This is a genomic window from Pyxidicoccus trucidator (assembly GCF_010894435.1).
GTDB lineage: Bacteria > Myxococcota > Myxococcia > Myxococcales > Myxococcaceae > Myxococcus > Myxococcus trucidator.
Genome location: NZ_JAAIXZ010000029.1, coordinates 107,697 through 130,076 on the forward strand (window position 1 = coordinate 107,697; position 22,380 = coordinate 130,076).

17 protein-coding genes are annotated in these 22,380 nt (G+C 71.8%); 10 read left to right on the top strand and 7 right to left on the bottom strand.

Annotated elements, in window-relative coordinates:
- Positions 1–88 precede the first annotated feature (88 nt).
- From G4D85_RS45785 to G4D85_RS45795, 3 genes are read left to right on the top strand one after another with little or no spacing between them, the layout of a single operon-like run.
- A complete protein-coding gene (locus G4D85_RS45785; protein WP_164020999.1) occupies positions 89–664 on the top strand; it encodes an RNA polymerase sigma factor in 576 nt (191 codons plus the stop codon).
- Positions 661–3,591 (top strand): CHAT domain-containing protein, encoded by a 2,931-nt coding sequence (locus tag G4D85_RS45790; protein WP_164020946.1) that lies wholly within the window; start codon positions 661–663, stop codon positions 3,589–3,591. Before G4D85_RS45785 ends, G4D85_RS45790 begins: the two co-directional genes overlap by 4 nt.
- 26 nt (positions 3,592–3,617) lie before the next feature.
- Positions 3,618–4,136 (top strand): hypothetical protein, encoded by a 519-nt coding sequence (locus G4D85_RS45795; protein ID WP_164020948.1) that lies wholly within the window; start codon positions 3,618–3,620, stop codon positions 4,134–4,136.
- 92 nt (positions 4,137–4,228) lie between these two features.
- Here the strand turns inward: G4D85_RS45795 and G4D85_RS45800 are convergent, their stop codons facing one another.
- On the bottom strand, positions 4,229–5,578 hold the full coding sequence (locus tag G4D85_RS45800) for a hypothetical protein (RefSeq protein WP_164020950.1): 1,350 nt from the start codon (positions 5,576–5,578) through the stop codon (positions 4,229–4,231).
- Positions 5,579–5,704: 126 nt separating this feature from the next.
- Positions 5,705–9,226: an AAA domain-containing protein gene (locus G4D85_RS45805; protein WP_240359911.1), complete on the bottom strand. Its 3,522-nt coding sequence runs from the start codon at positions 9,224–9,226 to the stop codon at positions 5,705–5,707.
- Positions 9,227–9,507: 281 nt separating this feature from the next.
- On the opposite strand from G4D85_RS45805, the gene G4D85_RS45810 reads away from it, so the two are divergent.
- From G4D85_RS45810 to G4D85_RS45835, 6 genes are all read left to right on the top strand, one after another.
- Entirely contained in the window at positions 9,508–9,687 is a 180-nt protein-coding gene (locus tag G4D85_RS45810) for a hypothetical protein (protein ID WP_164020951.1), read from the top strand.
- 120 nt (positions 9,688–9,807) lie between these two features.
- Complete coding sequence (locus G4D85_RS45815; RefSeq protein ID WP_164020953.1) at positions 9,808–11,850, top strand: YgiQ family radical SAM protein; 2,043 nt, start codon at positions 9,808–9,810, stop codon at positions 11,848–11,850.
- A 38-nt stretch (positions 11,851–11,888) separates the two neighbouring features.
- A complete protein-coding gene (locus tag G4D85_RS45820) occupies positions 11,889–12,641 on the top strand; it encodes a hypothetical protein (RefSeq protein ID WP_164020955.1) in 753 nt (250 codons plus the stop codon).
- 56 nt (positions 12,642–12,697) lie between these two features.
- Positions 12,698–13,315 (top strand): hypothetical protein, encoded by a 618-nt coding sequence (locus G4D85_RS45825; RefSeq protein ID WP_164020957.1) that lies wholly within the window; start codon positions 12,698–12,700, stop codon positions 13,313–13,315.
- Positions 13,316–13,537: 222 nt separating this feature from the next.
- Positions 13,538–14,671 (top strand): DUF3142 domain-containing protein, encoded by a 1,134-nt coding sequence (locus G4D85_RS45830; RefSeq protein WP_164020959.1) that lies wholly within the window; start codon positions 13,538–13,540, stop codon positions 14,669–14,671.
- Entirely contained in the window at positions 14,658–16,703 is a 2,046-nt protein-coding gene (locus G4D85_RS45835) for a hypothetical protein (protein ID WP_164020961.1), read from the top strand. Before G4D85_RS45830 ends, G4D85_RS45835 begins: the two co-directional genes overlap by 14 nt.
- Positions 16,704–16,713: 10 nt before the next feature.
- Here the strand turns inward: G4D85_RS45835 and G4D85_RS45840 are convergent, their stop codons facing one another.
- From G4D85_RS45840 to G4D85_RS45860, 5 genes are read right to left on the bottom strand one after another with little or no spacing between them, the layout of a single operon-like run.
- Positions 16,714–16,905 carry a hypothetical protein gene (locus G4D85_RS45840; protein WP_164020963.1) on the bottom strand — a complete coding sequence of 64 codons (192 nt, stop codon included), beginning with the start codon at positions 16,903–16,905 and terminating at the stop codon, positions 16,714–16,716.
- Positions 16,902–17,849 carry a hypothetical protein gene (locus G4D85_RS45845; protein WP_164020965.1) on the bottom strand — a complete coding sequence of 316 codons (948 nt, stop codon included), beginning with the start codon at positions 17,847–17,849 and terminating at the stop codon, positions 16,902–16,904. Before G4D85_RS45845 ends, G4D85_RS45840 begins: the two co-directional genes overlap by 4 nt.
- A complete protein-coding gene (locus G4D85_RS45850; RefSeq protein ID WP_164020967.1) occupies positions 17,846–18,925 on the bottom strand; it encodes a hypothetical protein in 1,080 nt (359 codons plus the stop codon). The genes G4D85_RS45845 and G4D85_RS45850 overlap by 4 nt, the downstream gene beginning before the upstream one ends.
- Positions 18,925–20,928: a hypothetical protein gene (locus G4D85_RS45855; RefSeq protein WP_164020969.1), complete on the bottom strand. Its 2,004-nt coding sequence runs from the start codon at positions 20,926–20,928 to the stop codon at positions 18,925–18,927. The genes G4D85_RS45850 and G4D85_RS45855 overlap by 1 nt, the downstream gene beginning before the upstream one ends.
- Positions 20,925–21,656, bottom strand: coding sequence for a TadE/TadG family type IV pilus assembly protein (locus G4D85_RS45860; RefSeq protein ID WP_164020978.1), 732 nt, complete (start codon positions 21,654–21,656; stop codon positions 20,925–20,927). Before G4D85_RS45860 ends, G4D85_RS45855 begins: the two co-directional genes overlap by 4 nt.
- Positions 21,657–21,858: 202 nt before the next feature.
- Here G4D85_RS45860 and G4D85_RS45865 point away from each other — a divergent pair, with 202 nt between their 5' ends.
- Positions 21,859–22,341 (top strand): hypothetical protein, encoded by a 483-nt coding sequence (locus G4D85_RS45865; RefSeq protein WP_164020980.1) that lies wholly within the window; start codon positions 21,859–21,861, stop codon positions 22,339–22,341.
- Positions 22,342–22,380 lie beyond the last annotated feature (39 nt).

A 22,380-nucleotide genomic window follows, 5' to 3' on the forward strand; every position in this document is an offset into this window, starting at 1 on the left:
CGCCGTGCTATACGATTCCACCGAAGAGATTTCCCCGCCCACGTTCTCCCCGTGCGCAGGGGGCGCTCCACGCGTGGAACGACATGAAATGATGGGAGTAGGGGGCGGCGCGACGATGGATGACGTGCAGCACCGCCAGTTCGAGGACTTCGCGCGTGCTCGGCGCCCGGGCCTGTTGAGGGTTGCCCGGAGACTGTGCGCGGGAGGAGGCACCGACCCGGAGGACCTCGTGCAGGAGACGCTGGAGCGCGCGTACCGCCACTTCGACCGGCTGGTGGGGGAGAACGCGGGGGCGGTGAGCGTGTGGCTGAGCACCACGCTGAGCAACCGCTTCCTGGACCACTGCCGCCGGCGGCGCACCGAGGTGCTCGGAGCGCCAGCGCTGCGCGTGGTGCAGGGGGATGCGACGGGCGAGCCGGTGCCCGTGGAACGGTGGGAGCAGGTGACGAGGGACGACTTCCTGCGAGCCATCGACCAGCTTCGTCCGACGCACCTGAGGGATGCGTACCGACTGCATGCCTCGGGGTTGCGCTACCGGGCCATTGCCCAGCAGCTTCGCGCGCCCGAGGGGACGGTGGGCCGGTGGCTCTCCGAAGCCCGTCAGGCCCTGAGGGAGCTGCTGACGCCGGGTGAGACGCCGCGCGAAGGCAGGGCCGGGTCATGAGCGAGCTCTGCGAGAGACTGGAGCGCTTCGTCGACGGGGAGCTGATGCCGGTGGACGCGGAGAACTTCCGCCACCACCTCACCCGCTGCGGCCCCTGCGAGACGCGGATGAAGGAGCTGCTCGCCATGGAGCTGCTCGCCGACGACGCGGTGAACGCCGCCAGCGACGAGCCCGCCCCCTCCATCGTGCACGGGCCCCCCGCCTGGCGCCGCAAGGCGTGGCTGATGGTGGTGCCCCTGGCGCTGGCAGCGGGCCTCGCCACGCTGGTGCTGGTGTCGCGCTCGGACCCACGGCCCGACGCCCACACGCTGTGGCTCGCCCAGGCGCCCACGCGCACGCTGGAGGCGCGGGTGACACTGCCTGGCGCGGACCTGCACAAGCCCTACGAGGTGATGCGCAGCCAGGGCACGACGGCGCAGCCGCTGCCCATGCGTGAAATGGCCCTGCTGGAGAAGGCGGGGGACGACCGCGGACTGGCCATGGCCTTCCTGCTGCGCGGGGACCTGGGGCAGGCCTCGGCCTACCTCGGCAGGCTGCGCGAGTCGCCGGACGTGGACACCGACCAGGCCGTGCTGGCCATGCAGCGGCAGGACTGGCAGACGGCGCTGACGCTGCTGGAGCGCGCGCTGAAGGAACGGCCCCAGCACCCGCAGGCCCTCTGGAACCGCGGGCTGGCGCTGCGGGCCCTCGGCCTGCCGCTCCAGGCGGCGGAGTCCTTCGAGCAGGTGGCGGCGCTGAAGGAGCCGGGCTGGAGCGAGGAGGCCGCCCAGAAGGTCCGCGAGCTGCGAAGCGCGGCGGAGGCGGAGCGCAAGGACTGGAAGGGCGCACGGCAGGACTGCCAGCGCATGGTGGAGGGAGGCGCGCCCCTCTCCGTGGCCCAGGCGGACGCCCTGCCCGGAATGGCGCGGGTCTGCCTGTACAACGCCCTGCGCACCGCGGCGACTCCCGAGCGCGTGGAGGCCCTGCGCCCCCTGGCGGCGAAGCTCGACGAGAAGCAGGGCAGCTCCCACCTGGAGGATGCCGTGCGCCGCACCGCCCGGCAGGACTTCTCCCTCCGCGCGCCCCTGGCCCGGGACTATGTCCGACTCTCTCGCGGCGAGCTGAAGGGCGCCGCGCAGGCGTCCTTCCTCGACAAGGTGCGCAAGGCCCGCCAGGAGGACATTCTCCTCGGAGCCATGACGTACGTCGACGCCCGGGAGCACCTGGACGAATACCGGACGCTGGCGCTGGCCACGAGGGACCCGTGGTTCGCGCTGCTCGCGGAGGAGCGACAGGCGAAGGCGGAGGCGCTGCGGGACGAGCCCTACCACGCCCTGGAGCGACTCGAGGCCGCGGTGCAGTCGTGCAGGGCAGACGCGAAGCAGGGCTACCGCTGCATGCTGATGCAGCGGGAGCTGGGGCTGGTGAGTGTCCGCCTGAACCGTCCCGTCGAAGCCACCGCGCACTTCCTTCGGGCCATGGAGCTGGCCCGGAGCAGCCAGGAGTGGGGCACGCAGCGCAACCTCCTTCAGGACCTGGGGCAGGTGGCCCGGGCGCGGAATGACCTCGTCCTGGCGCGCGCATATATGGAGGAGCTCGTCTCCCAGACGCCCGAGAGCTGCGCCGACTGGGAGTTGGCCCTCACCAACCTCGCCATCGCCCACCACCGTGCCCTGGACTTCGCGGGTGCCCGCCAGCATCTGGACCGGGCCTCGAGCTGCGGCCAGAAGCCCTCCATGGCCCGCATCTCCCTGCTCGCGGAGCTGGCCCGCACGACACAGCACCAGCCCGGGGACACCCAGCAACTGGTCGAAGCGCTGACCTCGCTGCGCGCCTCCGGAAGCCTGGACGCCGGAGACCAGGCCATGCTGAGCCACTTCGAGGGCCGCTACTTCATCGAACAGGACCGCCCGCGGGGACAGCAACTGCTGCGGCAGGTGCTGACCGAGACCGCGAAGCTGCAGGCCTCCGACGTGGGCGCGCGCAAGGCACGCGTCTACAGCTACACCTCCCTCCTCCTCGACGCGGGACGACACGAGGAGCTGGAGCAGGGGCTTGCCCTCTTCGCGGAGGAGCGCGCCCTGCCCGCGCCGGAGCGGTGCGTGCTGGGCGTCACGGTGGATGACGAGCGCACCTTCGTGGTGGCTCGGGACGCCGAGGGGCGCCTGACAGGCCACTATGACGCGGGACGGAAGTCTCCCCTCGAAGGTGTCGAAGGACTGGTGCCCTCGAAAATCGTGGAGGCGCTGCGCGCTTGTCCCAGTGTGCATGTCCTGGCCCGTCCCCCCGTCCAGGGCCGCGCGGGCCTGCTGCCTCCGGAGCTGGCGTGGTCCTACCGCGTCGGACCTCCGTCGGTACCCCGGGCGCCGAAACAGGAGCGCCGGCTGGTCGTCACCGACGTACTGGCTCCCGCCTCACTGCGCCTCCCCGCGCTGCGGGCGTGGAGCACCACCGGTCCGGATGAGGCCTTCACCGTCCTGCGCGGCGCGGCGGCCACGCCCGTCCGCGTGCTGGAGGCCATGCGGGATGCGACGGAGGTGCAGGTCCATGCACATGGAATCATCGACCCCGGCGTGGCGGATGCGTCCGTGCTCGTGCTTTCGCCCACGAGCGACACGGGGCGCTTCGCGCTGACCACCAGGGACCTGCGCGGACAGCGGCTGCGCGGGCGGCCCGTCGTGGTGCTCGCCGCCTGCTACGCCGCGCATACCAGCGCCTATATCCACGAGAATCTCGGGCTGCCGCTCGCCTTCATCGAGTCAGGTGCCCGGGCCGTCCTGGCGGCAACCCAGGAGATTCCCGATGCCGAGGCCTCGGCCTTCTTCGAACTGGTGCTGGCACGCATCCGGTCCGGAGCGCCCGCCGCCGAGGCACTCCGGGACGAACGGCAGGACTGGCTGCGGCGCCACGGAAGCACGTGGGTGCGGCAGGTGCTGCTCTTCGAGTAGTCCCACCCACAGCCAGAGTCATCTCCATGAAGAGAATCCTCCTGCCCTTGTCGTGTCTCGTCGCACTGTCCGGTTGCTGGCGCCACACCCGTGAGCCGGACTGGAATCCCTCGCGAGACATTCCCGCCGGGACGCTCGTCCGTGTCGTCCTGCAGGACGTGAACGAGCCCGGCCGCATCTCCGCCTTCACGGTGGACCCTCGCGCGGGGCGCGTCATCGACCGTCAGGATGGGAAGCGGGTCCAGCGGCAGGAGGCCGGCTCCGTGACGGCGGCCCAGGACGCCCCGTCCAAGCAGACGCTGAACACGGCCGTCCAGGTTCCATGCCCGGAAGTGAGGCCGGACGCGCCCGAGTGCCTCGTGTACGCGTCCGACCCGAAGCATGAGACCACCGGCGACCCCAACCCCGCCAAGGAAAACGACTACGCGGCCCGCCTCGCGCTGACCGAGAAGTTCGTCGTGCAGGTCTCCTTGAACCTCCTCGAGGCAGCGCACGTCACCGGCGTCAACGTGGGCGTGCAGGGCCTCAAGCAGGCGCCCCGGTAGCCCGGCGCGCCGGCTCCGTCCACGGAGGGAGCCCACGGGCCTCCAGCGCCAACAGGTCGCCGGAGGCCCACCCGGGGCTGGAGGGTCCGCTCTCAGCACCCCGGGTGGCAGGTCTGCCCGTCCTCGTGCGCGGGAGCGGCGAGTCCTTCCAGGACGAGCGTCACCGGCCCTTGTGGGTGCAGCACGTGGCGCTCCGTGCGCACCTCGAGGATGAAGGAGACCTTCCGCCGCCAGAGCTGCTTCCCGGAAGGCAGCCGTGGCTCCGCGCCACACCCGGGGCGCGGAGCGAGGGACTCCGGGCGGAGGCCGATGAGCCGCCCCAGGTGGATGAGCCTCGGGTCCTGGGGGATGGCAATCCACCCCTCGGCGTCCGGCAAGGGGAACACCGGCGTCAACATGCAATCCCCTGCCGCCGGGCCCACCTGCTCGCGGAGGTATGCGTACGCCTGGCCTCCGTGGAGGTGTTCCGCCGTCAGCGGTCGGTAGTCCCGGGGGTAGCGGGGCGCGGTGTCGGCCCAGGCCGCGTGGACGAAGCGGAAGCGCACCGGCTCGCCCTGGTACGTCCGCGCGAGGGTGCCCCGGAACTGGACGTCTCCGGACCAGTCCCCTGCCCCGTCCAGCCGGCCCAGCCCGGTCTCTCCCACGTGGGTCCAGAGCGTCATCGTGTCGAGGCGGGGAGGCTCGGCGCACAGCTCCAGGTAGGAGCAGTTCCGGCGATTCTCCCTGTCGCGCTCACGGGCCCGCGAGGGCGGCTCGTCCACCACCCAGGCGTTGCCGGAGCGCACCTTGAAGTAGAGGTCCGGCCCACCGATGAGCTCGTGCGGGAGGATGGAGTCGAAGGGCGGCGGCAGCGTGGGGATGTGGCGGAAGACGTCTCCGGGGAAGAACACCTCGAAGCTGCCGGTGGCATCCGTGGCCGCCTGGCCCAGCGTGCCATCCGGGTCGAAGTCGCGGGCACACGCCGTGACGACGCCCTCCACCAGGGGCCTGGCAAGGGGCGAGCCGTCCGTCACGCGGCCCGCGACCAGCCACAGGTCCAGCGCGCCCAGCAGCGCGCAGTACGCCGGCCGCGGGACGTCCAGGTCCAGCACCCAGGCCAGCCCCTCACGCCGAGGCTGGGCCACGCCGAGCAGCCCCTGGGCCGACTTCCCCGTCGCTGGCGCATAGTCGAGCTTCTCCACCCGCAGCGCGAAGAGCAGCGGGCCGCCTTCGTAGCCCTCCAGGTCCAGGGAGTAGCTTCCATCAGGCTGGACGGTGGCAAGGCCCAGTGCGCCCGGAGGAAGCGCGTCGAGTGCACGCCACCCCAGTCGCGAGCGCCCCGGGCCAGGAGGACGCGAGTCCGCGGCGTCCGCCCGATAGAAGTAGAGCGTGGCGCCCGCGAGCGTCTGGTGGCGGTGCGGGTTGTCGTAGTGCGCGCGAGTCCTGCCGTGGATGGTGGGCAAGGCGGTCCTCCCCGACGGAGTTCGACCGATGAACGGCCCCTGCCCTCTTCCTTCGGTACGTCCGCGCCATCCTCGGGCCCGGACCTGCCGTTCCCCGGGCAGCCGGAGCCCTCGCGGGCCGCCCGCCTACCCCTTCGCGCCGCCGGGCGCGGCGGGGACGAGCCCCGCGAGCGTCTCCACATAGGTGGCGGCCACGCGAAGGAAGCGGGCTCCACGGACGCCGGTGAGGTACTGCCGCTTCATGGCCCGGGTGGAGCCCACGTAGAACATGGCGCGGCGGATGCGCTCGATTTCCCGGGCGGAGCGCTCGCGGGCGCCCGCCATCCAGTTCTCCACGGAGTCCAGCGCGTCCAGCCCCGCGAAGAAGACGATGGGGCACTCGTGGCCCTTGCAGGAGAAGACGGTGGTGGCGCGCACGTGGTCCACGCCGCTGACGCGGAAGTCCGTCACGTCCCGCCCCCCCTTGCCACCATAGGCCTCCGCGGGCACGCCGGCGCGGGTGAGGGCCTCGGTGTACTGGGAGGGCATGACGGGGGCCACCACCAGGATGTCTCCGGGGTGGACGCCCTCCTCCCGGATGAGCCGGGCCACCTCCTTCGCCACCTGGCGCGCCTCGCTGGCGCTGGAGGCGAAGCCTCGCACCTGGGGTAGCACGCCACCGCGCTCGGTGGACTGGACGCGGAAGAGGCCCTCCAGCGTCTCCTCCGGCAGCCAGAGGAGCCCCTCCCGGGCCAGCTCCCCCACCTTCATGTACTCGCGCATGCCCGGCTCGCCCGCCTGGTGCTGGCGCAGCGGGTCCAGCACGACATTGAAGGCCACGTCGAGGATGTCGCGGGTGGCGCGGAACGTCTCCTTGAGCACGCGAGTGCGGCCGCGGAAGGACAGCCCCTCGGGGAGCTGCTCCTTGAGCGCGTCGATGGGCACCTGGCCGTAGACGTTCTGCGAGTCGTCCATGAAGAGCTGGAAGCAGCGCACCTGCCGGCCGTCCGGCAGCGCGTAGGGGCGCACCAGGCCATGGAGGGAGGACAGCGCCTTCGCGTCCATGTCCTGCGCCTCGTCCACGAAGACGGCGTCGAAGCTGCCGGGCTCCGGACGGCGCAGCGCCCCCACGTGCCGCACCGAGACGCGGGCGCGCAGCTCCCGCACCCGCTCGCGGCCCGCGCGCTGCACCAGCGCCTCCGTGAGCAGCTTGTCCACCAGCGGCGCCAGGGCCCGGTTGTAGAAGGAGATGAGCACCTGCGCCTCGCCGTGCTCCAGCAGGTAGCGCGCCACCCAGTGCGCCAGCACGTACGTCTTGCCGCTGCCCGCCACGCCGCGCACCAGGTGGTGCCCGTCATCGAAGCGCCGCTCGAAGAGGGACACCTGCTCGTGCGTGAAGAGGGGCCGCGCCGGACGCGCGCCCTCGATTTCGCCGCCCAGGCTGGCCGGCGCGGAGGGAGGCGGCGGCGGGGGTGGCGGCTGTTTCTGCGGAAGGGGCAGTGGCTCCAGGCGCAGCGGCTCGCTGGAGAGGACCCGCAGGCGGGGCAGCAACGCGAGGAAGCGCTGGGGGATGGTGGCGGCCCGGGCCTCGTCGCGCGAGGCCAGCACCAGCAGGTAGTCCCGCGCGCGGCTGGCGGCCACGTTGAGCATGGGCACCAGCGTGTGCGGCGGAAAGGGCCGCCCTCCGGCCACCGTGTCCACCAGCACCACGTCGTATTGGGTGCCCTGCTGGCGGTGGATGGTGGACGCGCTGAAGACGTCCCCGCGCAGGCCGGCCGAGTTGCCCAACCGGCGCAGCAGGGCTGCCTGGGCGCGGTAGGGCGTGACACACAGGACGCTGAGACCCGAGCGCACCGCCTCTCGCGCCAGCGACACGGCGAGACTCGCGGACAGCTCGCGCTGGTAGCCGGAGCCTGTCTCCCCACGCCCATGGGTGAGGCGGCGGGGGTCTCTCGTCAGGCTGTCCAGCACCACCCAGCCGGCGCGCGTGGCGGGGAAGGCGGCCACGGGCGCCGGCTTCTCCGCGCGGGCGCGGACGATGTCGCCGTCCTGCAGCGCGCCGCCGTAGCAGAAGTGGCTCACCACCCGGGCGATGTCCGGGTGCATGCGGTGCTGGGTGCGCAGCAGCAGCACGTCCGGCCGCGCCGCATCCTTCACCGCGTCCTCCAGGTGCGACAGGCCGCTGGCGCGCAGCCACTTCTGCGTGTCCTTGCCGGCGCCCTCGGCGGCACGGCTCACCGGGCCAATCTGCTTCGGGTCTCCGGCGAGCGTCACCCGCTCCGCCAGCGGCGCCAGCACCGCGGTGGCGGCGCGTGTCACCATGCCGGCCTCGTCCACCACCAGCCTCGAGAAGGTCCGCTTTCCCTCCAGCTCCGACACCAGGCGCAGGGCACGGTGCACGGTGAGCACCATCAGCGGGCAGTCGCCCTTCTCCGCCTCCTTCAGCGTGGGGTCCTTCACCTTGCCGCGCAGGCCGCGCAGCTCCGCCTGGAGCTTCGCCAGCTCGTGCGCGGGCCCCCCTCGCACGCGCTGGAGCATCAGCTCCCGCTCGCGGTCTTCGATGCTCGAGCGGAGCTTTCCGCCCTTCTGGCTGTCCTCGACGATGACGGTGGGCAGCTTCGCCAGCGCCTCGCTGGCGCCGGTGCCGCCCCGGAAGATGCTGCGCAGGGGGCGCAGGGGAATCGGCTCGCGCTCCAGCAGCGCGCTGATGCGCAGCACCAATTCGTCCGCGGCGCGGTTGGTGGGCGCCACCGCGAGGATGCGCTCGCCGGGGAACGCACGGAGGGAGCGGGCGATGAGGTCCGCGACGGCCGTCGTCTTGCCCGTGCCCGGCGGGCCCCAGATGCAGCCCCAGGGCTGACTCCACAGCCGGTCCGCTGGCAGCCGTTCCGCGTCCCGGGCCGACAGCTCGGGCGGAGTCTCCTCACCGCACGCGCGGCGCAGCGCCTGGGTGAGCGCGGGCTGCCGCTCCTCATATGCCGAGGCCGCCGCGCACAGCGCCTCCGCGAAGTCATAGGGCCGGTAGCACCAGCGCTCGGCGGAGAGGGCGCTCCGGTCCACGTCGTCGCCATGCCCGGGGGACGCGAAGACACGGCCCGACTCGAAGTCGAGGTGGACGACGTCGCCCCCGAAGACGCACTCCTCGCCATGGAAGCCGAGCAGCGAGCCACCCGACCAGTCCGGGTCCGCCGCTGGCCGGGGGATGAGCGAGAGGACACCGGGCGACTGGAGGCTCACCTCGCGCACGTCCTGCAGCCGCTGCGCGCGGTACTGGCTGCGCTCGGCCATGAGCGCCTCGCGCAGGTCTTCCGGAAGGTACGCAGGGGGGGTCCAGACCTCACGGCGCTTTCCCGCCGCCACCGCGGCCTGCATGGCCTCACGCTCGGCCTGGCTGGCCTCCGCCGGCGCGGCGAGGTCCACGGCGGGCACGCCCTCGGAATCCACGGCCGCGGGCCCCGGCAGGCCAGGGCCCCGGGACACCTCGGGCCGTCCCCGCGTGGCGAGCGCATTGCGCGGACGCGATGGCGGCACCGGAGGGACGGCGCCGTGCCCGGGTGGCGCATCGTCGTATTCGATGCGGAGCTCGCGCGAGCCGCTCCCCGCCTCAGAGGAACTCCCGCCCTGCCCCACGGCCTCGTGGCCCCAAGCCCCGTCCGTCCCACGCATCATGGACCGCGCAGCCTCCGCCCGGCCTGAAGGCCGGGCATGTGCGCGCCGGGGCTACCCGGCCTCATCACGTCCACATTGCTCGGAGGATTCGCCGCGCCTGCCATGGTGGGTGTTCGCGAGACGCACATGTCATGACCTGTCCGCGCGAACAGGTGGCGGCATGTGAGAGGGCGGCCAAGGTAGGGGACGCGCGAAGGGCCGTCAATGCGCCGAGCCCGAGCGTCCACCCTCCCTGCACGGTGGGTGCATCGCACCTTTCCTCTCCAACCCGGAGGTGTCGAATGGCAGGACAGAAGACCCCAGGCTCCCAGGGAGGCACTGCGGGCAGCCAGGCGGACAAGGACAACCGCTCCCAGCAACTGAACGAGCAGGACCCCACGTACCACCGCGGTCGCGGCGAGTCCGAGACGGACAGCGCGAACGCGGCCCGGGAGGCCACGCAGCAGAACCAGAAGAAGTAGCGACGGTCGCTCGGCGGAGGGGCGTGGCGTCCCGGTCGCCAGACGCCTCCGGCCTCACCGGGTTTGCTTCCGGGGCGCGGGGGTGTTTAGGGGAGAAGCACTCGCAGCCGACTGACCGCCATGCCCCCTCCGACCCGCTACGCCCATCCCTTCCTGCCCATCACCCGAGCCGACATGCAGGCGCGGGGCTGGGAGCAGTGCGACATCATCATCGTGACGGGAGACGCGTACGTGGACCACCCGGCCTTCGGCCCGGTGCTCATCGCCCGCTTCCTGGAGGGCCGGGGCTTCAAGGTGGGGCTCATCCCCCAGCCGGACTGGCACTCGGCCGAGCCCTTCAAGGCGCTGGGGCCGCCGCGCCTCTTCTTCGGGGTGGCCGCCGGCAACCTGGACTCGATGCTCAACCGGCTGACGGCCCAGAAGAAGAACCGCTCCGAGGACCAGTACAGCCCCGGTGGCCGCACCAACTGCCGGCCGGACCGCGCCACCATCGTCTACGCGCAGCGCTGCCGCGAGGCGTACCCGGAAGTGCCCATCATCCTGGGCGGCATCGAAGCCAGCCTCCGCCGCATCGCCCACTATGACTACTGGAGCGACAAGGTGCGCCGCTCCATCCTCTTCGACTCCAAGGCGGACCTGCTCGTCTTCGGCATGGGCGAGCGCCCCATCATGGAGGTCGCCGACCGGATGCGCCGTGGCGAGCGCATCCAGGACATCCGCGACGTGCGCGGCACCGCGTACACCATCAACGACGAGGAGATGCGCGCCCTGGAGGCGGACCCGGCGAAGCGCGCCGCGGACCGCAAGCCGGTGGTGCTGCCCGCCTACGAGGCGGTGGTGGCGGACAAGCAGGCCTTCGCGGTGATGAGCCGCGACTTCCAGATGGAGACCAACCCGGGCAACGCGCGGCCGCTCGCGCAGCGCCATGGCAACCGCGCCATCTACATGAACCCGCCCGCGCTCCCGCTGGAGGACGGCGTGGGCGCCTCCGACGCCGAGGGGCGCTCGGTGGCCATGGACGAGCTGTACGACTTGCCCTTCAACCGCGTCCCGCACCCCCTCTACAAGGACGAGGGCATCCCCGCGTACGAGACGGTGAAGCACTCCATCGTGCTGATGCGCGGGTGCTTCGGCGGCTGCACCTTCTGCTCGATTACCGAGCACGAGGGCCGCGTCATCCAGAGCCGCTCCGCGGAGAGCGTGCTGCGCGAGGTGCGCGCGCTGCGGCGCATGGGCGACTTCCGCGGGACGATTACGGACCTCGGCGGCCCCACGGCCAACATGTACAAGCTCAAGTGCAAGAGCGAGGACATCGAGAAGAAGTGCCGCAAGCTGTCCTGCGTCCACCCGGGCGTCTGCGAGAATCTCCAGACGGACCACGGGCCGCTCATCAGCCTGATGCAGGAGGTGCGCAAGGAGGACGGCGTCAAGCACGTCTTCATCGCCAGCGGCGTGCGGTATGACCTGGCGGAGCGCTCACCCGAGTACGTGAAGGAGCTGGCCGCGCACCACGTGGGCGGGCAGCTGTCGGTGGCGCCCGAGCACGTGTCCAAGCGCGTGCTGGAGAAGATGAAGAAGCCGGGCATCGAGAGCTTCGAGCGCTTCCAGAACATGTTCGCCTGCGCCAGCGAGGAGGCCGGCAAGGAGCAGTACGACATCCCCTACTTCATCAGCGGCCACCCGGGCTCCACGCTGGAGGACATGGTGGAGCTGGCGCTGTGGCTGAAGAAGAACGGGAAGCGGCCCCGGCAGGTACAGGACTTCATCCCCACCCCCATGGCCATGGCCACGGCCATGTACTACTCGGGCATGGACCCGCTGAAGATGGAGCCCGTGTACACGGCGCAGGGCCTGCGCGAGAAGAAGCTCCAGAAGGCGCTGCTGCTCTACTGGAACCCGGAGCAGTGGCCCCTGGCGCGCGAGGCGCTGATTCAGGCCGGCCGCGAGGACCTCATCGGCCGGGGTCCGCAGGCACTGGTGCCGCCCGAGACGCCCGCCGAGGCCGCCCGCCGCCAGCGTGCCGAACAGCGGGACGACGAGGACGGGCCGCGCCAGCCGAAAGCCTCCGCGCCCCGGCAGCACGCCGGTCCCCGCCCGGGAGGCAACGGCCCGGCCCGGCCCGGCGCGCGTCGCCCTGGTGGACCGGGTCCCCGGCCGCGCTGAGGGTCGTGGCATGCTCGCGGTCCTTTCTGGAGGACTGGATGCGTCACGCGAGCAGGGTGCTGGGACTGGGCTGTGTGCTGGGATTGATGGCCGGTTGCGCCGGGGGGTCGAAGTCCCTGGCGTCCAGGGACACCGCGGCGTCACAGGACACCGCGGCGTCGAAGGACACCGCCTCGGAGTCCACGGAACCGAAGCCCACCTGTCCGGAGACGATTTCCGACGAGCCGAACCTGGAGCTGGAGCTCCGGCCGGAGCTGAACGCCCGCACCTGGGTTCCCGCGCTCACCTTCGAGCACTTCGGGTTCAAGTCTCCTGAAGCGGTGAAGCCGGCCTTCCAGCAGGAGCTGGCGCTCGCGACGGGGCCGGTGCGCGCGTTCGGGCTGGTGCGGCGCAGCCTGAATGGCCCGGAGGGCGGTGGCTCGCTGGTGCTGGCACGCCCTCACGCGGGTGGGTTCTGCGTGGTGAACACCTGGTCCACGTGGCTCCCGTCGCGGGTGGAGCTGTCGCTCGCCAACACCTGGACATCCCAGGACGGGCGGCTGTCCATCCTCCTGGTGAGAATGGACCTGAAGGAGTCGCCCGACGGGCCGCAGACGCGCTGGGTGGCGCTGGGCACGGATGGCGGACGCATGTGGGTTGCCCTGGGCAATCCCCCGGAGCACCAGCTCATCGTCCCCTCGCTAACGCTCTTCCCGAACGGAAGCGACCTCTACCTGGACATCAAGCAGCGCTACATCACCCGGCTGCGGCTGGGAAAGGACGGGCGCTTCGTCATCCCGCCCGCGCCGTGACGGCTGACGCGTCCGCGGATTGAATAAATCCCCGGCCCCTTCGTCGGGGGCTCACCATGCTCTCTCTGCTCGCCATGCTCTGGTTGGCCTCCACCCCCGTGGAGTCGCCCACGCCGCCCGCACCGCGGCCCCCTCCGCCCCAGTGTCTTTCCTCCCAGGGGCGGACGGTGTGCGGGTACCAGTGCAAGTCCACCGGAACGAGTGCGGCCTGTGCCAGGACTCCCTATGGGGTGTGCCAGGTGCTGGCCGGTAGCGTCCATTGCTGGGACCCGCCGCGAGTCGTCATCCACCACCCGGCCAGCTCGGGCGCGAAGCCCGAGTGCAAGGAGAGCCGGGGTCAGGTGGCCTGCGGCTACAACTGCCGTATCTTCAACGGTGAGGTGGCCTGCAACCGCACTCCGTACGGGGTGTGCACCACCCACTTCAGCCGCCTCGTCTGCTGGGACCCGCCGGAGAGCGTCATCCACCAGTACGGCGCGGAGACGCCCGCGCCCCGCTGTCTCAACGCCTCGGAGGCGGTGGGCTGTGGCTATGACTGCAAGGCCACGCGCGCGGAGGTGCAGTGCGCCAGCACGCCAGACGGCGTGTGCCGGCTCGACAAGGAGCGCTTCACCTGCTTCGACCCGCCGTCGCTGCTGCACTGCGACCACAGCGCGCCGCCGCCCGCGAACTGACGAAGTTGGCCCGACCCGCCAGGGGGCAGGCAGTCAGCAGACCTCCAGCGCGCCCCCGGTGGAGCACCCGAAGCCCGGAAGCGCGCCACGCCGCACCCCTGGCGTAAAGCAGCCGGCCAGCCTGCGCGGCAGCGGAACGGAAGCGGCCGATGTGGCACCATGGCGCCACACCCCTCGCTCCCGAAACGCACGTCTCTCGTCGCGGTGGGCGGCCCTTCGGTCATGACTTCTTCCGGCCATCTCAGGCAGCGCCGTCCCCAGGCCTGGGCCTGGGTGTGGCTGCTCGCGCTCGGCCTCGCCTGCACGCGAGAGCGCCCGCCGCCCCTCACGCACGAGGCCTACGTGTGGCAGCGCGACTGGAGCCCGGAGCTGAGCCGCGGCCTCGCGGAGGTGCCCACGGAACTCGGAGCGCTGCGAGTCCTCGCCCGCGAGCGCTCCGGCCCCACGCGGACTCCCGTGGACATCGCGGTGGACGTGGAGGCCCTGGCGCGCTCGGGCCGCGAGGTGGTGGCGGTGATGCGGGTGGACGGCACGGCGCCACTCGACGGCATCTCCCTCCAGGAGGTCGCCCTCCATGCCCGCGCCTGGAAGGCCCGGGGCGTCCGGGTCCGCGGCATCGAGGTGGACCATGACTGCGCGACCGCCGCGCTGGCTGGCTACGTGGACTGGCTGAAGCGCGAGCGGGCCTCCCTGGAAGGCCTGACGCTCTCCATCACCGCCCTGCCCACCTGGGCCTCCTCTCCGGACGTGGAGCGCCTGGTCTCCGTCGCCGACGACGTCGTCCTCCAGGTCCACGCGGTGCGCGCGCCCACGCTCTTCACCCCCGAGGAGGCACGAGGGTTCGTCGAGGACTGGTCGAAGGCCACCCGTGCCGCCCAACGGCCCTTCCGCGTCGCCCTCCCCACCTACCGCGTCCGGCTGCGCGATGGGACTCGCCTCTCCGCGGAGCCCCGCGACGTGTCCCGCTTCCTGGCGCTGCTGCATGAGCGCCCCGTGCGCGGCGTAACGGGTGTCCTCTGGTTCCGGCTCGGCCACCGTGGAGACCCGGACGCCTGGAGCCTGCCCACGCTGGCGGCGGTGGTGCGTGGCGAGTCGCTGGAACCGAGCCTCACGCCTGCCCTCGTGGACGCTGGGGGTGGGACGCGGGACATCGTCATCGAGAACACCGGCCGCGTGGACGCGGATGCGCCCGCGCGCCTCACCCTCTCTGGAAACCTGGAGGTCCTGGACGGTGTGGGCGGCTACGCCCCGCACGGGGCCTCCCTCGTGGCGCGCACGCCTCCCCGCCTGCGCGCCGGCGAGCGACGTGTCATCGGCTTCGTGCGGGGAACCGAGGTGTCACTTGCCGTGCCGTAGCCTGTTCGCGTCCCTGGTCGTCCTCCTGCTGCTCGCGCCCCTGCGCGACGCGCGGGCCTGCGGCCCCGACTTTCCACCCGAGCTGCTGACGGACAGGGCTCGCACCCTCGCGGAGCTGCCGGATGGCACCTTCGCGCTGGAAGTCTCGCGACTGCTGCCGAAGCCAGTGGACTCCTTCCAGGTGGTGGAGGTGGTGGAGAACGCGGACGCGCAGGGCGAGCCGGTGGGCGCCCGCGAGGGAGGCGGCGCGCGAGAGACGGAGCTGTACGCCGCGGGCGCCAGGGCCTTCCACGCCGGAGACCTGATGGAGGCCCGCGCCCGCTTCCAGGACGTGCTCGCGCTGCCCCCGGAGGAGCGCCGCCGCTTCTCCACCTTCGCCGCGTACATGCTGGCGCGGACGGCGGGAGCCGGACTGCAGCATGAGGCGCGCCCGCGCTTCGCCGAGGTGCGCGAGCTGGCCCGCCAGGGCTTCGACGACCCGCTGGGGCTCGCGGTGGCCAGCCTCGGAGAAGAGGCGCGCTTGCTCCTGGAGCAGGGAGATGACACGGGCGCCATCCGGCTCTACGCGGAGCAGGCGGCGCACGGGAGCGGAAGCGCGACGACGTCCCTGCTGCTGGTGGCTCGCGCCCTCCACCGCGACGAGGCCCGCCTGCGGGAAGCGCTGAAGGACCCGCTGGTGCAGCGCCTGATGGCGACCTTCGTCTGGACGCGCGGCCAGGAGTGGCAGTGGGTGGAGGAGGAGGAAGGCGGGCTGCAGCGGCTGCTGGACGCACTCGCGGCCGTGCCCGGGCTCGCGGGCGCGGACCGGCTGGCGGCGGGGGCGTGGCGCGTGGGCCGCTTCGACCTCGCCGAGCGCTTCGCCGCGCAGGAGCGCACGCCGCTCGCCGCGTGGGTGCAGGCGAAGCTGGCGCTGCGCCGGGGAGACCGGGCGGCGGCGGAGCAGCTCCTCGCGGAGGCCGCGAAGGGCTGGACGGAGGCGGAGGACTGGACGACGGACCCCGAGATGTCCTCGCTGCGTCCGCTGACCCGCACGGAAGGAGAGCGGGGACTGCTCGCCCTCATGCGCGGGGACTTCACCGGCTCCGCGGAGCGGATGCTGGCGAGCTGCGCCTGGCCGGACATCGCCTACGTGGCGGAGCGCGTGCTCACGGTGGAGGAGCTCCAGCGGCTCGTCGCGGCCCAGGCCCCGACGGCGGCGGAGCAGTGCAAGCCCGAGCTGGCGCACGTCTGGGACGACGACGCCCGTGAAGGGACGAACAGCATCGCCGGGCGCCTGCGCCTGCTGCTCGCGCGGCGGCTGCTGCGCACGGGCGCGGGCCCGGAGGCACTGGAGCACTTCCGGGGCACGCCCTGGGAGCAGCCCGCGCGGCAGTACGTCGAGGCCCGGGAGCGCGCCCGGAACGAGGACGACGCGGTGGACCGGGCCCGTGCGCTCTACGACGCGGCGCTGCTCGCGCGGCGCATGGGCATGGAGCTGCTCGGCACCGAGGCCTCGCCCGACTGGGCGCAGGTGGATGGAATGTATGACCTGGGCGCCTACGACGGCCAGCGGGAGCTGCCGCCCGAGGAGGACGCCCTCCGCCGGAAGATGGCGGAGCTGCCCCTCGTCTCGGATGGCGAGCAACAGCGGATGACGGCCCACGCGCCGCCGCACGCGCGGCGCTACCACTACCGCTCCACGGCTTCGGACCTCGCCGAGGAGGCCGCGAACCTCATGCCGAAGCGCAGCCAGGCCTACGCCGTACTGCTCTGCCACGCGGCGCGCTTCACCTCGAGCAGCGAGCCGGAGCGGATGCCGCGCCTCTGGAGCACCTACGTGAAGCACGGCCCCGCCATCCACGGCGACGGGATGCTCTTCGGCCAGGAGTGCCCGGAGCCGGACTTCGAGCGAGCGCGGGCGCAGCAGCCGAAGCTCTCCCTGCCCTGGAAGGGCCTGCGGCGCCGCACGCTGGCGGCCCTGGGAGGCGGGCTGCTGCTGCCGGTGGCGCTGGGCGCCACGCTCTTCCTGCGCCGCAAGCGCAAGCCAGCCTGAGGCGCGCCCTTCACCCCACCGCGAGGTTGAGCGCGTAGAAGTACAGGTCCACGTAGGACTGGAGCGCCTCGAAGAGGAGCCGGGTGAAGGGCCAGCCCATGAAGCCCACCACCGTGCCCACCATCAGCAGGGTGACGATGAGGGCGTACTCCACCATGGCCTGACCGCGCCGCGCGGCCGTGCGTCGCAGGGGCTGCTTCATGGCCTTCCCTCCTGTGCGCTCGGCCCGCTGCCCTGGGCCGTCACGACGGTGCCCCGCTCCTGCTCAGCCAGGGCGAGCCTCCACTGACTGCCCCTCCGGCTGGCGAAGCGCAGCAGGCGCGGGCCCGTGAGCGACTCGCCGGGGACGTCGTCACCGGGCAGCTCGGAGTAGCCCCGCTCGGCCAGTGCGCGCCGGTAGAAGGACTCCACCTTGGCGGGCGCATCCCCGGTGTCGAAGCTCACCGTCAGGGCCAGGCTCCCCTCCCCGCTCGAGCGCACCGCCAGGGGATGCGTGCCGGGATACACGGGCAGGTCTCCCGTGTCCTCCCCGTGCGAGCCCCGGCCCCAGGCCTCCATGTCCGCCAGGCCGAGCACCACGGTGTTCCCCTTGTCGTCTCCGTGCGGCATCACCATCACCGACAGCTGGAGGCCCTCCTCCAGCAGCGTGGCGCTCAGCGCGCGGTACGGCACCAAATCTCGCGCGCCCGGCACATCCGAGTACGGCCAGCCCTTCGACTCGAAGTGGCGCGAATAGAAGGCCAGCACGTCCTCCAGCGGCGCCTCCATCTCGAAGGCGGCCAGGTTCATGGGCACGCCGTGCGCGTCCAGTTGCTGGCCGATGGACACCAGCGCCCCGGCCCGGGGCGGCAGTGGCAGCCGGGCCCGGAGCGCAGCCTGTCCCGTGCGGCGCACGCGGCCCGGCGAAGGAGCTCCGCTTCCCAATTCCGGCGTCACGCCCTGCCCCTGCTTGCGCGGCCTGGGCGGCGCCTCCAGGTCGAGCGCCTCGGCCAGCAGCTCGGCGTCCATGGCCGCGTCCTCCGCGGAAGGGGCCTCGGGTGGCGCGGAGCGCTCCTGGTACGCGCGGCCCAGCGCGCTGCCCAGGACGGCGCTGGCCACCAGACCGACGGCGAGCAGGGCCCGCCGATGAGTACGCGAGGTGCTCATGGCCAGTGGTTGTGGACGTAGTCGGCCTCGGGATGCCCGAGGTAGTGGCGCCTGTCCCGGTCCACCCGCTGGCTCCCCAGAAAGCCCGTGTCGTCGTCATCCCACGGGGTGAGGTGGGCCCGGTCCATGGCTCCGCCCTCCACCTCGAAGGTCTGCATCTCGCTGGAGGGGTTGCGGAAGCCGAACTTGAAGTCGGACGTGAAGGCGTAGTCCTTCGCGGTGTCGAGGAGGAAGTCCATCGTGAAGCGCACCTGCTTGGCGCCGGTGCCGCCCTCGAAGCCGTGCCCGTCCACCACCGGCTCCGGGGCGCGGTGGTAGATGGAGCTGCCCACCTGCGCGTATTTGATGTTCTCCGCGCGCCACCAGGTGTCCACCGGGCTCTCCGTCGCGTCCTCCAACCCCCAGTCGTCGGTGAGCACGATGAAGCCTCCTCCCCCGTCGCAGCCCCGCAGCGAGCCGCCCAGGCCGCACAGCGTGAAGCCTCGGCCGTCATTGCGCAGCCGCTCGTGCAGCAGGTCCACCTGGGACGTGGTGCCTTCGCGCAGGCGCTGCGGCATGTACGGCGAGGTGAAGCGCACCTCGGCCCGGCAGGCCATGTAGCTGCCCCGGTGGAGGTACTCCCGCACGCCGTTGGGGATGCCCTCGAAGGTGAGCAGGGGGTAGTGGCTCTGCGCGTTGAAGGGCTGGCAGCTCAGCGCTTCCAGCCGCTGCTCCGTCAGCAGGAAGCGCCGTCCGCCGGGGCCGGTGCTGTCCCGCGGGAAGCTGTCCATGTCGCGCAGCTCCGCCCGGACGCGCCGGGGCACCGCCTCGGCCACGGCCCGCTGCGTGTCCGCCGCCGAGTCGAGGACCCACTCGCCCGTCCGCCGGTAGCCGCTCTCGAAGTCGTGCATCCGGTAGGCGGTCATGTCCCAGCCGGCGGTGATTTCCGCCTCCTGGGCGCGCGTGGCGGCGAGGAACAGCTCGCCCGCGTAGATGGCGTACAGCACCACGGGGATGAGCATGAGCAGCGACAGCGCCAGCTCCACCGTGGCGGCGCCGCGAGCCCTGCGCGAGGAGCGGGAGCGGGGGGAGGCCATCAGTAGTTCACCGCGTTCCAGCGATACAGGTCCGTGAGGACGTGGTGCGTGGCGTCGTGGGCGCCGCCCGCCGTGGCGGTGATGGCGTCCGCGTGCATCAGCGGGTGGAGCTTCGCGCGCCAGAAGGGGTTCCACAGGTTGGGCGGCTCGGCGTACTCCTCGTCCTCCCGCCCGCGCGCCTGCAGGCGCGGCTTGTGGAAGTAGACGAGCCCTCCGGCCATGGCCGCCATCCTGCCGTCCGAGGCCACGTCCCCCGCCGAGTTCAGGGTGGTGAAGCGCACCGGCCCGGGAAGCTGGGCCTGGAAGTCGAAGTCCCACGGCATGCGCTGCGTCTCACCCGAGGGCCGGGTGATGAGCGTCAGCGTCCGCGGCATGTTCCACAGCGTGTTCTCCCGTGCCAGCCGGTAGCGCATGTGTCCGCGGTACAGGCCTCGATTCATCTCCTGGTCACAGCCCGGGCCCTCGCAGCTGCCCAGCCCCTGGCCATGGCCATTCACCCGCATCAGGTCGCCATGGAACAGGTGGTGGCTGTGCGCCGGCGCGCCCGTCCTGTCCGCGTCGTAGTCGTGGGGGTCGGCCCAGATGCCGTTGCGCCCGGGGCGCAGGACGGTGGTGTGCGTCAGCCGGCCGCCGCGGTTCAGCGTATAGGTGCTCCGCACCACCCCGTGGTCCTCGGCCACCGCGCCGTCACTCTCTCCCGGGCCGTAGGCATCCGCGTGCCTCCCTCCGTGGGCGGCGTCCGCCAGCGTGCGTCCCCCCCAGGGCCGCACGTTGCTGTTGTAGTTGCCCGGCCAGGCCGGGTTGACGCCCGGGTTGCTCAGGTTGCGTGAGCCCGGGTCCTCCGCCTGGGAGGCAATCTTCACCATGCGGGCGGTGCCCGCCGTCGTGACTTCGGTGTACGGCGTGCCGTGGTTGCGTCCCGCCCGCCGGGCCGCGCGCGACAGCTGCACCCAGTTCGGGTCCGCGGGCAGCTCCAGGTCATCGGAGGTGCGGTCTCTCTGGGTGATGAAGTTCGGGAAGCGCGTGGCGGCCAGCACCTCGTCGTAGTCCCGGTGCCGCCGCAGCTCCATGCCGTTGTCCACGGCCCGCTTGTAGTAGTCCCGAGACACCCGCCCCGCGCTCGGCAGAGCCTCGTACTCCGGGCCCGTCAGCCGGGCCATGGCCTCCGCGAGCGACGCCTGGGGCCGGGGCCGCTGGTACATGAACCCGTCCCGCGGGTCCTCGTTCATCCCCGTGTTCACCTTCAGCAGCTCGTCCTCGTCGTTGGGGTCCACCAACCACGCGTCCTGCTCCTGCCCCGTCATCATCATCTTCAGCTGGGCTTCCACCATCAGCTGGCGCGAGCGGACGTACTCCACCTTCTTGAAGTGGTTGCGCGAGCCCTCCAGCAGGTGGAAGCAGCTGTTGCTGCTGTCCTTCTTGTGCCACTCCTTGTGGAACCAGATGGCGCCGCGCTTGCGGTGGACGGACATGTCCTCGCACGTCTCACCGCTCTGGCAGTCCGCGTCCACCCGGCAGCTCTCCATGCCGTTGACGTACGTGCAGTACCAAGGCACCGAGAACTCATCGGCCGGGTCGAAGTAGCTGTAGAGGTAGATGTCGCGGATGCGCTCCAGCCGCTGCTGCGTCTCGCACGCGCGGCGGTTGCCCCCCCGGCACGGCCGGCGGTACGGCTCGGCCATCTTGTCGAAGTTGTCGCCCGTGGCCGCGAGCATGTCCTCGTAGAAGGAGAAGTAGCTCTGGTGCGCGTGCACCGAGAGGATGCTCACGTGGTGCGCCACCAGCGCGCGGTTGCTCCACGCGTAGAAGTTGAAGGCGCGCGCCTCCGCCACCGCGAGGCTGTACGCGGTGGAGTCCGCCACCGCCTGGAGCTGAATCTTGCGCCGCGTGCGCGCGCCGATGGAGAAGGTGAGGAACGCCGTCACCACCACCACCAGCATCAACAGCACGGCCAGCACCAGGGACTGTCCCCGCGCGGCCCGGCTCCGCCGAAGTCCGCTCACCGGCATTGCCCCTCCAGCACCGCGTTGGGCAGCGGGTCGCTCATCATCCGCATGGACCAGGTGGAGACCAGCGGCACGGTGAAGTACCCCTGGTCGATACCCCGCTGCGCCACGGCCCAGTCCGGGCTGCGCTCCGACGCCAGCGTCACCTCACCGGCCCACCGCCGCACCGGCGTTATCGGGTCCGCGCCCGTGGCCCACTGCCGGCCCGTCTGCGACGCCAGCCAGACGCGGCTGATGATCCACCCCGCGAAGGGGATGCGGTACTCGTAGAAGTAGGCCAGCCGGATGTGCACCTTCATCGGCCGCTCGCCCACCTCCAGCAGCACGTCGAAGGACTCGTTCGGCCGGAAGTCGCTCACCCGGTAGTCCACCTGCACCAGGGGGATGGCGCCCGCCCCGCCAAAGGCCACTCCCGGCGGCCGGTTCTGCCCCAGCACCTGCCGCGCCACGCCCGTGAAGCGCGCTCGCAGGTCCGGATTCACACCCGTGCGGCTCATTGACGGAATCAGCGCCATCAGCGCCGCGCGCACCATGGGCCCGCAGCTCAGCCGGTACACGCTCGCCGCCCGCGCCACCTTGTAGGCCGCGTACTCGTTCAGCAGTCGCGCCTGGTGCGCCAGGCTCATCTGCAGCACGCCCAGCACCAGGAACACCATCATCGGCAGGACGATGGCCGTCTCCACCGCCGCCTGGCCGCGCGCTCCTCGCCTGTGGCTTCCTCGCATCGCGGAGCACCCGCCCTGGACCTGCTCGGGGACTCTCCGGAGCCGGACCTGACTCGTCTAAGAAAACGAGAATACCGGAATAGCGCGCCAGAATTCGAGACGGCCATCGGTCAGGTGGACGACACGTCCCCACCTTTCGTCCCCCTGAACGCTCGGATAGTGTGCGCCGCCTTTCGTTTCCCAACACTGGAGCTTGAAGACGATGCCGAGGACGTCCCAGGAGCAGACCCAGGAGCGCCACGCCTACCTGCTCGAGCTGTTTCGCCAGCAGCCGGACATCAACACCAAGGAAGCGCTGGAGTCCTTCAAGTCGAAGTTCGGCGCCGCCATCAACATGAAGACCTTCAACCAGCTGCGCGAGCAGGCCGAGGAGGAGGCCGAGTCCTCCGCGTCCCCGCCCGAGGCCGAGGAGCCCGAGAGCGCGCCGGAGCCCGCCTCCGACGACCCCGCCGCCCGGCTCAAGGCCGCCGCGGTCTCCGAGGGGCTCAACGGCGCGGCCGGCGCTCCCTCGAAGAAGCCCAAGGCGAAGGGCACCGGCTCGAAGAACATCTTCGTGGACGCCCCCAAGGAGAACCTCACCTTCCTGGAAGGCATCGTCCAGCAGCTCCAGGAGGCCGGCGCCACCAACGTGCGCATCGACCACTCCACGGACCGGTGGCTGGTGCTGGTGGTGGACGCGAAGTAGCCCGCACGCAGGCAGGCCCGCGCCGTCCGCCAGGCGGAA

Bases quoted from the DNA above. Each gene is read 5' to 3' on its own strand.
- G4D85_RS45850 (WP_164020967.1), bottom strand. From the start codon at position 18,925: ATGGCCTCCCCCCGCTCCCGCTCCTCGCGCAGGGCTCGCGGCGCCGCC.
- G4D85_RS45810 (WP_164020951.1), top strand. From the start codon at position 9,508: ATGGCAGGACAGAAGACCCCAGGCTCCCAGGGAGGCACTGCGGGCAGC.
- G4D85_RS45860 (WP_164020978.1), bottom strand. From the start codon at position 21,656: ATGCGAGGAAGCCACAGGCGAGGAGCGCGCGGCCAGGCGGCGGTGGAG.
- G4D85_RS45795 (WP_164020948.1), top strand. From the start codon at position 3,618: ATGAAGAGAATCCTCCTGCCCTTGTCGTGTCTCGTCGCACTGTCCGGT.
- G4D85_RS45865 (WP_164020980.1), top strand. From the start codon at position 21,859: ATGCCGAGGACGTCCCAGGAGCAGACCCAGGAGCGCCACGCCTACCTG.
- G4D85_RS45790 (WP_164020946.1), top strand. From the start codon at position 661: ATGAGCGAGCTCTGCGAGAGACTGGAGCGCTTCGTCGACGGGGAGCTG.
- G4D85_RS45825 (WP_164020957.1), top strand. From the start codon at position 12,698: ATGCTCTCTCTGCTCGCCATGCTCTGGTTGGCCTCCACCCCCGTGGAG.
- G4D85_RS45805 (WP_240359911.1), bottom strand. From the start codon at position 9,226: ATGATGCGTGGGACGGACGGGGCTTGGGGCCACGAGGCCGTGGGGCAG.
- G4D85_RS45830 (WP_164020959.1), top strand. From the start codon at position 13,538: ATGACTTCTTCCGGCCATCTCAGGCAGCGCCGTCCCCAGGCCTGGGCC.
- G4D85_RS45815 (WP_164020953.1), top strand. From the start codon at position 9,808: ATGCCCCCTCCGACCCGCTACGCCCATCCCTTCCTGCCCATCACCCGA.
- G4D85_RS45845 (WP_164020965.1), bottom strand. From the start codon at position 17,849: ATGAGCACCTCGCGTACTCATCGGCGGGCCCTGCTCGCCGTCGGTCTG.
- G4D85_RS45820 (WP_164020955.1), top strand. From the start codon at position 11,889: ATGCGTCACGCGAGCAGGGTGCTGGGACTGGGCTGTGTGCTGGGATTG.
- G4D85_RS45840 (WP_164020963.1), bottom strand. From the start codon at position 16,905: ATGAAGCAGCCCCTGCGACGCACGGCCGCGCGGCGCGGTCAGGCCATG.
- G4D85_RS45785 (WP_164020999.1), top strand. From the start codon at position 89: ATGATGGGAGTAGGGGGCGGCGCGACGATGGATGACGTGCAGCACCGC.